The sequence below is a fragment of the Streptomyces sp. NPDC005408 genome, assembly GCF_040606445.1.
GTDB lineage: Bacteria > Actinomycetota > Actinomycetes > Streptomycetales > Streptomycetaceae > Streptomyces.
The window spans coordinates 88,235-101,042 of the sequence record NZ_JBEXEX010000009.1 but is presented as its reverse complement, the minus strand read 5'-3'; the positions used below and the strand labels follow the sequence as shown (position 1 = coordinate 101,042).

Below are 12,808 nucleotides of genomic sequence, written 5' to 3'. Positions count from 1 at the left end.
TCGGGCTCCTGATGGTCGAGCGGGAGGAGAGGCGAGACCTGCCGGCCGCCGGTGACGTTGTGAAGCACCCCGACCGCCGGCGGCCCCCAGCCGGCCAGCAGACAGCCACCGGTCTGCGCCATGCCCGACAGGCGCGCGGTCCGCCACGGACCAGGCAAGGCATGCCACCCCGTTGTGATGCGTGAGCGCGGTCGTACGATGCTCAACTCAAAGACGAGCTGGACGGGACGACGATTCCGTAGAGATCAGCGATCGTTGCGAGCGCACTGTGGTGGATCTGTTCCGCAGTCAGCTCGGAAACCACCGTCTGCAGAGGCCGCGTCGCGCAGGCGTCGGCAACCACTGTGGGCTGGTAGCCGCGCAGGAACGCGCCTTCTGCGGTGAAGGTCACGCACATGTTGGTCATGAATCCGGCGATGATGACGTTCTTGTTGCCGGCGGCTTCGACGTGTTCGGCCAGGTCGGTGGTGTGGAAGGCGTTGGGGACCTGCTTGACCACGACGGGTTCACCGTCGACGGGAGCCACACTGGGGTGGATCTCGCCGATGTCGGTCCGAATGTCGTAAGGGGTGCCCTCGCCGCCGTCGTTGATGATGTGGATGACCTTCGCGCCGGCCTTGCGGGCTCTGGCCAGCAGGTCGGCGGCGGCGTCGAGGGCGGGCTCCCAGCCCGTCAGCTCCATCACGCCCGTGGTGTAGGTGTTCTGGTAGTCGATCAGGATCAGTGTCGCGTCGGCCAGCGATGCAGGGGTCTGGTCGAAGCCGTTGAGCTCACGCAGGGTCGTCGTAGCCATTGAAGTGCCCTCCTCGGGCGTCGTGTTGAAAGGTCAGGACCACCACGCGGTGTCTGTGAGTTGAACGCTACGACCCACCAGATGTGTCGGCAATGACATCTAACATGCAAATACAGACATCACGTGCGGTGGTAAACCGCCGATGCCGACCGAACGGAGACCAAGTGAGCACCGTCAAACGACTCGTTGTCGTTGTCCTCTTCGACGGTGTCGACCTGCTGGACGTCACCGGACCCCCGGAAGTGTTCTCCCTGCTGCAACGCGAGGTGGACGACGCGACGGGTTACCACGTCGTACTGGCTGCCGAAACCATGGATCCCGTCGTCACTTCCGCCGGGGTTCGTGTCCTTCCCGACGCCACCTTCCAGGAGGTGTCGGGAAGGAGTATCGACACCCTTCTGGTGCCCGGCTCGGTCGAAGTCGACAGCCAACGCCGCGTTCACGCCGTGACCGACCCCACAGTGGTCGCCTGGGTGAAGGCACTCACCGGCAAGACACGGCGCGTCGCATCCGTCTGTGTCGGAGCACATATCCTCGCGGAAGCCGGGCTGCTGGACGGCAAGCGCGCCACGACCCACTGGTCCACCGCGCAGCAACTCGCCGCCGATCACCCCTCGATCGAGGTCGACGCCGATCCGATCTTCATTCGCGATCACGATGTGTGGACCGGCGCGGGAATCAGCGCCTGCCTTGACCTGTCGCTTGCCCTCGTTGCCGACGACTTCGGCGAAGCCACCGCGCTTCGCGTCGCTCGGCAGCTCGTGATGTATCTGAAACGGCCAAGCGGGCAAAGCCAATTCAGCGTCCCGCTCGAACCCGTCTCGACAACGCGACGCATCGAGGATCTCCGCCACTACATCATGCGAAACATCGCCGAGCAGCTCACGGTCGCCGACCTCGCCAGTCACGCCCACGTGAGCGAACGGCAGCTCACCCGAATCTTCAAGACTGAACTTGGAATGACCCCGGCCACTTACATCGAATCAGCCCGCGTCGAAGTGGCGCGCAATCAACTTGAATCCACGGATGTAACGCTGGAACGTATCGCATCCACCTGCGGCTTCAACACGACCGACACCCTCATCCGTGCGTTCCGCCGGAAACTCAACACGACACCGACGGAGTACCGAAACCGATTCCGGCATTCCATTTGTGAAGGTGCCACAGGTGTAGAAGTGACGAACGTTCCGCCGTCCGACAGTCCCCTGTGCAGCGGAGATGGGGGCTAGGGCCTGTCGTTCGGATCTTGCCGGGCTCCCGTGCCCTGGCACGCACCAGACCCCGCTCACTGATCCGGCCTGATCCAAACGACAGGCCCTAGGCGCTCTTCGGTTTTCGACCGGCGGTCTTCTTGGCGGCCGTCTTCTTGGTCGCGGTCTTCTTGGTGGCCGCCGCGCTCTTCTTGGCGGCCGTCGTCTTCTTCGCGGTGCGTTTCTTCGGCATGTCGTGGACGGTGGCGTGCTCGCCGCTCTCGCCGCGGGATTCCTTCGCCGCCTTCACGGAGGCGTTGAGGGCGGACATCAGGTCGACGACCTGACCGGCCGGTTCCTCCTCGCCCTCCACCTTGGGCGGCTGCTTCCCGGCGGCCTTGGCGGCGATGACCTCTTCGAGGGCCTCGCGATAGTGGTCGGTGTATCCGGAGATGTCGTCGGCCGCCATCGTTTCCATGAGCTGGATCGCGGCGTCGATCTCGGAGTCGTCCAAGTCGACTGGTTTCGGCGTGAGTTCGGCGGGGTCGCGGATCTCGTCGGGCCACCGCATCGCGTGCAGGACGATCGCGTCCTCCTTGATCCGCAGGAGACCGAGGCGTTCTCGGTTGTGCCAGGCGAACTTGGCGACGGCGACCTTCGCGCTGCGTTCCAGGGCCTGGCGCAGCAGCACGTAGGGCTTGGCGGCGACGGCCCCGTCGGCGGCCAGGTAGTACGAGTCGCCGATGCGCACCGGGTCGATGCTGTCGGCGGGCACGAACGCGACGATTTCGATGGCCTTCGCGGTCGGCAGCGGCATGCTGTCCAGGTCCTCATCGGTGACCTCGACGATGGTGTCCTTGGAGACCTCGTAACCCCGGCCGATCTCGTCGGCGCGCAGCTGCTCGCCGTCGATCTCGCAGACCTTGCGGGTACGGATCCGGCCGCCGTCCTCCAGGTGGAACTGGTGGAAGCTGATCGAGCGGTTCTCGGTCGCGGGCAGCACCTTGATAGGGATCGTGACCAGGCCAAACGAGATGGCGCCGCTCCATACGGGCCTCGGCATGAGCCGCCTCCTCCACCGCCGGGATCTCAGCCTAAAACGCCACTAAGGGATCAGCATGCTCAGAAGGGCTGGGCGGAGCTGTCGGCCGCTGCGGCGCCTTTCGGGGCTTCCCGCTGCCGTCCGTCTCGGGCCGGGGATCGAGGTGCTTCAGGGCCGTACGGGCGGGCTGTACGGCCTGAAGCCTGGGAGGGAAGCGGGAGGGGGTGCTCACGACCAGAAAGGTACACCTGTTCGAATCTCTCGTACTGTGGAGACGTGCCCTTCCCCTCGCCCACCGCCGATCCGAGTGCTGCTCCCGGGAGGGCCGGCAGTTCTCTGGGGGAACGGCTGTGGCGCGAAGCCGGCCGATGGGGCTTCATGCAGCTCAGCGTCGGTTTCGTTGACGCTGGCGGGCGCAACAGGTGTGGCGATATCGCCGGTTCAGGTGAATCCCGGCGACAGCCGCCGGACCTGCTGCCCGGTCAGCTGCGGCAGCAATGTGCGTACAGGCGCTACTCGACGAACTGTTGGTCCGCATTTGAAGGCCGCCACCTCCCCCTCGCCGGCAGGCGCACGCAACGACCGGTACGAACCAGGCGCATACTCACTCAGCCACGCTTCGATCCGCCCCCACGCGAAGGTGACACGCGCCGCCTCATCAGTACTCCCGCTCACTGTGCACTCTCCTCGATTTCTCAGGTGGTGGTGCGCCTGATCACCGCAGTACCGGCGTATGCGTCCATGCCTGGCGATCCGGGTCCTCACCGGCGTCAAAGCCTGCCGTCAGAGTTCACCTCTCCGCTATTTCGTCTCCCCAGCGATGCTCTCAGTGCAGAGGCGCTGTTCGATCTGCGGCTCGGTGGGGATTGGAGACGGTGGCGGTGAGACGAGGACACTGTGCACTCGACCACCCAGCGGTGGCGCCCCAGCCTCGAATCCGATCGGCTCTTGAGAGATCGAAGTCAGCCTCTTGACCTCTGCGGCCCCAGCCACTAGCTTGCGGTAGTTGCTGACCCATAACTACCAAAAGGAGGCGACCAGCGGATGTACACCAGCTCTGATCTTGGTCGCCTCGCCCAGCGCACGGTCTGGGTTCCGGGTCGGATCGCACACGGCTGCTGAGCACGCCGTTCTGATGTGCCCGTCTGTGGCACATCCCGGGTTTCCCGTCACCACCTTCCGGCACGTTGCTGTTGCGTGCCCTTTTGCGCCCGCTCCTCTCACGTGGCGCGTCTGAACACAGAAAGCTGCCTGAAATTGGCGAACATGATGAATCGTCCGATCGCGCACCGAAACGAAGGCCCGTCATGGTAGCGGCGCGGATCACGGTCAACGGGAAAGAAGCACCGATTTCACCGGCTGCGCCCCACACCACAGTGCTGGATTTTCTGCGCGAGCGTGGCCTCACCGGCACCAAGGAGGGCTGCGCCGAGGGTGAATGCGGCGCCTGTTCGGTCCTGGTGGCCCGTCCCGGGGTGAACAAGCCCACCGACTGGGTGGCGGTCAACGCCTGCCTGGTCCCGGTCGCGACGCTCGACGGCCAGGAGATCATTACCTCCGAAGGCCTCGCCACCGCCGGCGACCCCGGCACGCCGCCCGCCCTGCACCCGGTGCAGGAGGAGATGGCGGTCCGCGGCGGCTCCCAATGCGGTTACTGCACGCCGGGATTCATCTGCAGCATGGCCGCCGAGTACTACCGACCCGACCGCTGCGCGCACGCGGACTCGGCCGACGACACCGACGCCGAGCACGGTCCGAACGGTTTCGATCTGCACGCGCTGAGCGGAAACCTGTGCCGCTGCACCGGCTATCGCCCGATTCGCGATGCCGCGTTCGCGGTCGGTACGCCCACCGATGATGACCCGCTGGCGCAGCGTCGCGAGCAGTCCCCGCCCGCACCGGTTGCCACCGAATACGCACAGGACGACAGCGCGTTCCTGCGGAAGAGCACCCTGGCCGAAACGCTGCAGTTGCTGCGCGAGCGGCCCGACGCGGTGGTGGTCGCCGGCTCCACCGACTGGGGCGTGGAGGTGAACATCCGCTCCCGCCGGGCGGATTGCGTGGTAGCCGTCGACCGGCTGTCCGAAATGCGGGAGCTGCGCGTCGAATCCGACTACATCGAGATCGGGGCGGCGCTGACGCTCACCGAGATCGAACGCCGCCTCGACGGCGGCGTCCCGCTGCTGGCAGAGCTGTTCCCGCAGTTCGCATCCCGGCTCATCCGCAACGGTGCGACCGTCGGCGGCAACCTGGGTACCGGCTCGCCCATCGGTGACAGCCCGCCGGTGCTGCTCGCGCTGGAGGCATCGGTGGTGCTCGCCGACGCCGACGGTGAGCGCGAGGTCCCGCTGGCGGACTACTTCACCGGCTACCGACAGAGCGTGCGCCGTCCCGGCGAGCTGGTCCGCGCGGTGCGCATTCCGCTGCCGCTGTCGCCGGTCGTGGCCTTCCACAAGATTGCCAAGCGGCGCTTCGACGACATCTCCAGCGTGGCAGTCGCTTTCGCGCTCGACATCGAGGACGGGATCGTCCGCAAGGCACGCATCGGCCTGGGCGGCGTGGCCGCCACCCCGATCCGCTCCACAGCCACCGAGGCGGCCCTGGAGGGCAAGCCGTGGGTGGCGGAGACCGTCGAGGCCGCGGCCCGGGCGCTGCGGGGCGAGGGCACCCCGATGAGCGATCATCGCGCCAGCGCCCTCTACCGTTCCGCGATGCTGGGCCAGAGCCTGCTGAAGCTGTACGCGCAAACCACTGAGGCGGTGTCGTCATGAGTCATTTGTCCGAACGCCCCGAAAAGCCTGTCGTCGGCGTCTCGATGCCGCATGAGAGTGCCGTCCTGCACGTCACCGGCACCGCGCTCTACACCGACGACCTGGTCTACCGCACCAAGGACGTGCTGCACGCCTACCCGGTCCAGGTCATGAAGGCCCACGGCAGGATCACCGCGCTGCGCACCGAGCCCGCGCTCGCCGTGCCCGGTGTGGTCCGCGTGCTGACCGGTGCCGACGTGCCCGGCGTCAACGATGCCGGGATGAAGCATGACGAACCGCTGTTCCCCGACGAGGTCATGTTCAACGGCCACGCGGTCGCCTGGGTGCTCGGCGAGACCCTGGAGGCGGCCCGGCTCGGTGCGGCGGCCGTCGAGGTGGAACTCGACGAACAGCCCTCCCTGATCACGCTGCAGGACGCGATCGCGGCCAACAGTTTTCACGGCGCTCAGCCCGTGATGCTGACCGGCGACCTCGACGCAGGCTTCGCCGACTCCGCGCACGTGTTCACCGGCGAGTTCCAGTTCTCCGATCAGGAACACTTCTACCTCGAGACGCACGCGGCGCTGGCCTATGTCGACGAGGCCGAGCAGGTGTTCGTCCAGAGCAGCACCCAGCATCCTTCGGAGACCCAGGAAATCGTCGCGCACGTGCTCGGTCTGCACAGTCACGAGGTGACCGTGCAGTGTCTGCGGATGGGCGGCGGCTTCGGCGGCAAGGAGATGCAGCCGCACGGGTTCGCGGCCGTCGCCGCGCTCGGCGCCAAGCTGACCGGTCGGCCGGTTCGGCTGCGGCTCAACCGGACTCAGGACCTGACCATGTCCGGCAAGCGGCACGGGTTCCACGCCCAGTGGAAGATCGGCTTCGACGCCGACGGCCGTATCCGGGCACTGGACGCCACCTTGACCGCGGACGGCGGCTGGAGCCTGGACCTCTCCGAGCCGGTGGTGGCCCGTGCGCTGTGCCACATCGACAACACCTACTGGCTTCCCAACGCGCGCATCGCCGGTCGCATCGCCAAGACCAACAAGGTCTCCAACACCGCCTTCCGCGGCTTCGGCGGACCGCAGGGGATGCTGGTGATCGAGGACATCATGGGCCGGTGCGCGCCGCTGCTCGGCCTGGATCCGATGGAGTTGCGGGAGCGCAACTTCTACCGGCAGGGTCAGGCGACGCCGTACGGACAGCCGGTCGTCCAGCCCGAACGGATCTCCGCCGTCTGGCAGAAGACCCTGGACAACGGCGGCATCGCCGATCGCAAGCGCGAGATCGCTGCCTTCAATGCCGCGCACCCGAACACCAAGCGGGCACTTGCGGTCACCGGCATCAAGTTCGGAATCTCGTTCAACCTCACCGCCTTCAACCAGGGCGGCGCGCTGGTGCTGATCTACAAGGACGGCTCCGTCCTGATCAACCACGGCGGCACCGAGATGGGCCAGGGTCTGCACACCAAGATGCTGCAGGTGGCCGCGACCACGCTGGGTATCCCGCTGCACAAGGTGCGGCTGGCCCCGACGCGAACCGACAAGGTGCCCAACACCTCTGCCACCGCCGCCAGTTCCGGGGCGGATCTCAACGGTGCGGCGGTGAAGAACGCCTGCGAGCAGTTGCGCGAGCGGCTGCTGCAGGTGGCCGCCTCACAGCTGGGTTCGAACGCCTCGGATGTGCGCATCGTCGAGGGCGTCGCGCGCACCCTGGGCAGCGACAAGGAGCTGGCCTGGGACGACCTGGTGCGCACCGCGTACTTCCAGCGAGTTCAGCTGTCGGCTGCCGGTTTCTACCGGACCGAGGGACTGCACTGGGACGCCAAGACGTTCAGGGGCTCGCCGTTCAAGTACTTCTCCCATGGCGCCGCCGCAGCCGAGGTGGAGGTGGACGGCTTCACCGGCGCGTACCGCATCCGGCGGGTAGACATCGTGCACGATGTCGGCGACAGCCTGTCCCCGATGATTGACATCGGTCAGGTCGAGGGCGGTTTCGTGCAGGGAGCGGGCTGGCTGACGCTCGAGGACATGCGCTGGGACGCCACTGATGGGCCGAACCGCGGCCGGCTGTTGACCCAGGCCGCGAGCACCTACAAGCTGCCGAGCTTCTCGGAGATGCCCGAGGAGTTCAACGTCACGCTTCTGGAGAACGCCACCGAAGAGGGCTCGGTCTACGGGTCCAAGGCGGTGGGTGAGCCTCCGCTGATGCTGGCGTTCTCGGTGCGAGAAGCGTTGCGGCAGGCCGCCGCGGCGTTCGGGCCGAGCGGGGGCAGCGTCGAGTTGGCCTCGCCGGCAACGCCGGAGGCGGTGTACTGGGCGATCCAGGCGGTTCGCCAGGGCGATGCCTCCCCGAACGGTCACGCCGGTAACGGGCACGCCGCCGACGGCAAGATCCGAACCGACGCAGAAGCGTTGAGCGGTGCCTGACATGACGTGGATCGCCGCGGTCGCACGGTTGCGGGCACGCCGGGAGTCCGGCGTGCTGGTGACCGTCGCGACCGTGCGCGGCCATGCACCGCGCGACGCCGGTGCGAAACTAGTCGTGGGGCAGACCGAAACGTGGGGCTCGATCGGTGGCGGCAATGTCGAGGCCGTCGCGATCGATCGGGCCCGGGAGATGGTCGTCGAGTCCAAGCCGGAGCCGGAGCTGATTGATTTCGCTCTGAACGACAAGGTGACCAACCAGCATGGCGTGCAGTGCTGCGGCGGCACGGTCTCGGTGCTGCTCGAACCGCTGCCGGTGGTACGGGCGGTGGCGATCTTCGGCGTCGGGCACGTCGGGCTGGAACTGGCGCGCATCCTGGCTCGTCAGGACCTCGACCTCCATCTGATCGACAGCCGCTCCGACATCCTCACCAAGGAGCGGCTCGACGTGCTGGCAGACGCGGTGGCGCAGGTGCACGTGCATCACACGCCGCTGCTGCCCGAGGAGGTGCTGGAGGAGTTGCCGCGCGGCACCCACATCGTGATCATGACCCATGATCACGCCGAGGACGCCGCGCTGTGCGACGCCGCCTTGCGCACAACCCATCTCGGCTCCATCGGGCTGATCGGGTCGGCGGCCAAGTGGGTGCGGTTCCGCAAACGCCTCGCCACCGAGGGCGGTCACGACGAGGCCACCATCGATCGGATCAAGACCCCGATCGGATTGGCCGACGTCACCGGCAAGGAACCCGCGACAATTGCCGTGAGCGTCGCTGCCGATTTGCTGCGCACCTTCGAAACCGAGGGGAACTGACTCTCCAACCGGATCGACGGGGTGCCCCGCGCTCGCGCGAACGCACATATACGGGGCACCCTTTCGGCGCGACTATGCCCGTCACTTCGATCGCGGTTTCGGTGACACTCCGTGGCTCCGGCACGGAAAAGCGATCCAGAACCAAAAATCGCGGAGTGTTGACACGCGGACTTTCCGAAGCCGGATTGCCGCGACCGCATTGTTGGTTAGGGTGGCAAGTAGAGACTGATTCCGCTGCCCTTGGCGAGGGTGATGGACAGGCTGGCGAGTTCGGGGCTGCACAGGCTGATGGCTCCCGTGCGAGCCAAGTCAGACACGACGGGGGCTCGTTGGTGGGGAGTTGGCGCCAGCAGAAGCCGAAGGCCACGTCGACCAGCGTCAGTGGCGTTGGATCGCTTGGCCGGAGCGGGCCTGGAAGTCGGCCCAGCCCAGTTCGCGCTTGACGTGTTTGCAATCTTGCTCGGTCCAGCCGTGCGCAGCCCGTACATCTGACGATCCCGGCCATGTCGGCCGGCGGCAGCGGGCAGTTCTCGGGGGCGCGGCATCGCGGTAGCGGCGGGTGACATGGCGTCGGCCCCGACGGGAGGGGAAGGTGCATCGCATCTGTCGGATGGTCTGCGACGGTGAGCGGGCTTTTCCCCGTCTCGGTCATGAGCGAGGTGTTCGGCTCGACCGCCACCAAGTAGGGGGTCGCGGCGCGGTCGAGTTCGGCGATGAAGTGCGGGCTTCCGCTGGGGTTGTAGCGGCAGCCGGCGACCAGAGCCCGAAACGCGATGCGCGCGGCGCGGGCCCGGACCACCACCAGGTGGGCGGCCAGTTGGCCCTTGGTGCGAAACGCCGGATCGGTGGGCCCTTGGGGCAGGGTGGGAGCCGGCTGGTAGGGCACGGTGTGCGGCGGGTAGTGCACGCGTTCATCGGCCCGGGCGGTGGTGGCCGCGACAATGCCGTTTCCGACCTGCCCGCGGGAGCCGAGGTACTGACGGGACACATAGGCCGTGGCGTGCCCGGACCTACGGTCACCGCAGTCGTCCGGAAACAACGCCCCGCCGTCGTGGGGCGCGGTCGCCGGCTCCGCCAACGCGGTCAGCGTCTTGTTGCGGTCCCGCGGCGCCAGCAGGGCGGCGACGTAATCCCGCAACGCCCGACGCTGCGCACGGCAGACAGGAAGGTCACTACCGCAGGTCGACCGGATGCGGTGGGCGTGTGACCGGCCGGCCGGCGCCCGCGGTGCTGCCCCCATCGCTGCGCGTGTGGCTCGGGCTGATTGCGGCCCTCGCCGCGCTGGTGGTCGTCGTGCTCGGGGTCCTGTATGCCGACGACAGCAAGCCAGGCATGGTGGACGCGCGGATCTGGGCGGCGGTGGACGGTGTGCGGCCGCCGTGGCGGCAAGTCGCTCTGGCCACGGACTTCTTGGGGGAGCCAGCCGGAGCGGCGACGCTGGTCGTGGCCACCGTGACGGGCTGCCTGCTGCTTCGGCGTCCTCGCGCAGCGGTGCTCACCGTTGCCGGCGTCGGCATGGCCGTGGGGACGGCGACGCTGCTCAAGTCCCTGGTGGGACGCACCATCCACGACGCACACCTGTCCTACCCGAGCGGGCACACCGCCTTCTTCACCGCGCTCGCCCTCGTGGTGGCGCTGCTCGCGACCGGCCGGCTCGGCCTCGGCAGGACGGCCGGCACGTCACTCGTGCTCGCCGCGGCGCTGGTTGCCGGCGCGGCCATGGGCTGGGCGCAGGTCGCCCTGGGCGCGCACTACCCGACCGACGTCCTCGGCGGCTGGTGCACCGCGCTGGTGGTGGTACCGGCGACCGCGTGGCTGGTCGACCGGATGGCTGACTGGCTGGTCGATCGGACGGCCGACGCCGATCGGCGGGAGCGTCGCTGACGTCACGTCACGTCACACCAATCGGCGGAATACGGGCTTCACCGGTCGTCCGGCCAGCCAGGGGGTGGGGTCAGCGGCGTCCAGTGCCTTCCGGTACACCGCACATGCCTGGGCCACCACGTCGACGGTGTGATCGATGTCGGCGTCTCCGAGCGCGCTGCTCACCACGAACGACGGGGCCAGCACCCCGCCCGCGAGGAGCCGGCGCAGGAACAGGGTGCGGTACTGCTGCGACGGCTGCCGGTTCTCGTCGAGGGTGGCGAAGACCAGGTTGCTGGCCCGGCCCCGGACGACGATGTGGTCGCCGACGCCCATGCCGGCCGCGGCGTCGCGGACACCGGCGGCCAACCGCTCGCCGAGGGTGTGCAGCCGCGCGGTGACGCCCTCTTCGACGTAGGTGGTGAGCACGGCCATCGCGGCTGCCAGGGAGTGCGTTTCCGCACCGTGCGTGGTGGACAGCAGGAACACCCGGTCGCCGGAGTGACGCAGCCCGCCCCACTCCATCAGGTCGCGGCGCCCGGCCAGCGCGGAGACGGCGAACCCGTTGCCCAGCGCCTTGCCGAACGTGGAGAGGTCGGGGACGACGCCGTACAGGCCCTGGGCGCCCGCCTCGGACCAGCGGAAGCCGGTGATCATCTCATCGAAGATCAGTACGCAGCCGTGCCGGTCGGCCAGCTCGCGCAGGCCGGCGAGGTACCCGGGCGGCGGCTCGGTGTGGCCGGCAGGTTCGAGGATCAGGCAGGCGACCTCGTCCTGGTACCGGGTGAGCAGCTCCTGTGTGGCGGCCAGATCCCCGTACGGAAACGCCACGGTGAGCTCGGTGGTCGCCGCCGGAACACCGGCGGACATCGGCGTGGTTCCGATGAACCAGTCGTCGACGGAGAAGAACGGATGGTCGCCGCAGATGGCCACCCGCGGGCGCCCGGTGACGGCGCGGGCGAGGCGCACCGCGGCGGTGGTGGCGTCGGAGCCGTTCTTCGCGAACTTCACCATTTCCGCGGTCGGCACCGTGGCCAGGAAGCGTTCCGCGGCCTCGACCTCCACGATGGACGGCCTGACGAAGTTGCTGCCGCGGTCGAGTTCCCGCCGCACCGCCTCGAGCACGCGTGGGTGGGCGTGGCCGAGGCTGACCGATCGCAGCCCGGAGCCGTACTCGATGTAGCGGTTGCCGTCGATGTCCCACACATGGGCACCGCGGCCGTGGCTGATGACCGGGGCCAGGTTCTCGGGGTACTGGTCGTCGCCCTTGGCGTACGTGTGCGCGCCTCCGGGGATCATGGCGTGCAGCCGCTCGTTCGCCATCCGCGACCGGGGCAGGAGGAGCTCTTCGGTGTCTTCGGTGTCCACGACAACCTCAACTCTCTTTTGGCTGCAGGACCTCGGCGAGGCTCGGCGCCTCCAGGTCCCGCTGGGACATCGATGTGACCGGCAGCGGCCAGGGAATGGCGAGTTCCGGGTCGTCGAAGGCGATCGTCACGTCCTCGGTCGGATCGTGCGGGCGGTCGATCCGGTACGAGACGTCGGCGGTTCCGGTCAGAGCCTGGAAGCCGTGCGCGCACCCCGCCGGGATGTACAGGGTCACCTGCGTCTCGTCGGACAGCTCGAAGAAGGCCCGGCCGCGGTATGTCGGCGAGTCCGTCCGCAGGTCCACGACGACGTCGAAGATCCTCCCGTACGAGCACCGCACCAGCTTGGCCTCGCCGGCGCCGGAGCGCAGGTGCAGGCCGCGCAGCACGCCCCGGACCGAGCGGGACAGGCTGTCCTGGACGAAGGCGTCCGGGTCGAGGCCCACCGAGCGGACCACGTCGGCGTCGAAGGTGCGGCAGAAGAAGCCGCGCTCGTCGGCGTACGGCGTCGGCTCGAACAGGTACGCGCCGGCGATCGCCGGGACTTCGGTCGCTTTCATTCC

At 68.0% G+C, this 12,808-nt stretch carries 9 protein-coding genes and 1 pseudogene; 5 read left to right on the top strand and 5 right to left on the bottom strand.

Translation table 11 applies throughout. The features are described 5' to 3' along the window. Positions 1 to 202: 202 nt before the first annotated feature. Complete coding sequence (locus ABZS64_RS11980; RefSeq protein WP_355826841.1) at positions 203 to 793, bottom strand: cysteine hydrolase family protein; 591 nt, start codon at positions 791 to 793, stop codon at positions 203 to 205. Between the two features lie 164 nt (positions 794 to 957). Here ABZS64_RS11980 and ABZS64_RS11975 point away from each other — a divergent pair, with 164 nt between their 5' ends. Then, positions 958 to 2,022 (top strand): GlxA family transcriptional regulator, encoded by a 1,065-nt coding sequence (locus ABZS64_RS11975; protein ID WP_355826838.1) that lies wholly within the window; start codon positions 958 to 960, stop codon positions 2,020 to 2,022. Between the two features lie 88 nt (positions 2,023 to 2,110). Here the strand turns inward: ABZS64_RS11975 and ABZS64_RS11970 are convergent, their stop codons facing one another. After that, positions 2,111 to 3,046 (bottom strand): Ku protein, encoded by a 936-nt coding sequence (locus ABZS64_RS11970; RefSeq protein ID WP_355826835.1) that lies wholly within the window; start codon positions 3,044 to 3,046, stop codon positions 2,111 to 2,113. Positions 3,047 to 4,332: 1,286 nt separating this feature from the next. On the opposite strand from ABZS64_RS11970, the gene ABZS64_RS11965 reads away from it, so the two are divergent. Genes ABZS64_RS11965 through xdhC form a run of 3 tightly spaced genes read left to right on the top strand, consistent with a single transcriptional unit; the run spans position 4,333 to position 9,015 of the window. After that, positions 4,333 to 5,796, top strand: coding sequence for an FAD binding domain-containing protein (locus tag ABZS64_RS11965; RefSeq protein ID WP_355827087.1), 1,464 nt, complete (start codon positions 4,333 to 4,335; stop codon positions 5,794 to 5,796). After that, positions 5,793 to 8,204 (top strand): xanthine dehydrogenase molybdopterin binding subunit, encoded by a 2,412-nt coding sequence (xdhB, locus tag ABZS64_RS11960; RefSeq protein ID WP_355826832.1) that lies wholly within the window; start codon positions 5,793 to 5,795, stop codon positions 8,202 to 8,204. Before ABZS64_RS11965 ends, xdhB begins: the two co-directional genes overlap by 4 nt. A 1-nt stretch (position 8,205) precedes the next feature. After that, complete coding sequence (gene xdhC / locus ABZS64_RS11955; RefSeq protein ID WP_355826829.1) at positions 8,206 to 9,015, top strand: xanthine dehydrogenase accessory protein XdhC; 810 nt, start codon at positions 8,206 to 8,208, stop codon at positions 9,013 to 9,015. 658 nt (positions 9,016 to 9,673) lie between these two features. Here the strand turns inward: xdhC and ABZS64_RS11950 are convergent. After that, positions 9,674 to 10,255 (bottom strand): annotated as a pseudogene (locus ABZS64_RS11950) (transposase); the annotation flags it as partial. Between ABZS64_RS11950 and ABZS64_RS11945 the strand changes: the two are divergent. Continuing rightward, positions 10,219 to 10,899, top strand: coding sequence for a phosphatase PAP2 family protein (locus ABZS64_RS11945; RefSeq protein WP_355826827.1), 681 nt, complete (start codon positions 10,219 to 10,221; stop codon positions 10,897 to 10,899). The pseudogene ABZS64_RS11950 and the gene ABZS64_RS11945 sit on opposite strands and share 37 nt — an antisense overlap. A gap of 12 nt (positions 10,900 to 10,911) precedes the next feature. Here ABZS64_RS11945 and ABZS64_RS11940 read toward each other — a convergent pair whose 3' ends face one another. Both ABZS64_RS11940 and rfbC read right to left on the bottom strand, forming a co-directional pair. Then, positions 10,912 to 12,246: a glutamate-1-semialdehyde 2,1-aminomutase gene (locus ABZS64_RS11940; protein WP_355826825.1), complete on the bottom strand. Its 1,335-nt coding sequence runs from the start codon at positions 12,244 to 12,246 to the stop codon at positions 10,912 to 10,914. Positions 12,247 to 12,253: 7 nt separating this feature from the next. Continuing rightward, entirely contained in the window at positions 12,254 to 12,805 is a 552-nt protein-coding gene (gene rfbC, locus ABZS64_RS11935; protein ID WP_355827084.1) for a dTDP-4-dehydrorhamnose 3,5-epimerase, read from the bottom strand. Positions 12,806 to 12,808: the final 3 nt, after the last annotated feature.

Excerpts from the sequence above, each read along its gene's own strand:
- ABZS64_RS11970 (WP_355826835.1), bottom strand. The coding sequence starts at position 3,046 with ATGCCGAGGCCCGTATGGAGCGGCGCCATCTCGTTTGGCCTGGTCACG.
- ABZS64_RS11965 (WP_355827087.1), top strand. The coding sequence starts at position 4,333 with ATGGTAGCGGCGCGGATCACGGTCAACGGGAAAGAAGCACCGATTTCA.
- rfbC (WP_355827084.1), bottom strand. The coding sequence starts at position 12,805 with ATGAAAGCGACCGAAGTCCCGGCGATCGCCGGCGCGTACCTGTTCGAG.
- xdhB (WP_355826832.1), top strand. The coding sequence starts at position 5,793 with ATGAGTCATTTGTCCGAACGCCCCGAAAAGCCTGTCGTCGGCGTCTCG.
- ABZS64_RS11980 (WP_355826841.1), bottom strand. The coding sequence starts at position 793 with ATGGCTACGACGACCCTGCGTGAGCTCAACGGCTTCGACCAGACCCCT.
- xdhC (WP_355826829.1), top strand. The coding sequence starts at position 8,206 with ATGACGTGGATCGCCGCGGTCGCACGGTTGCGGGCACGCCGGGAGTCC.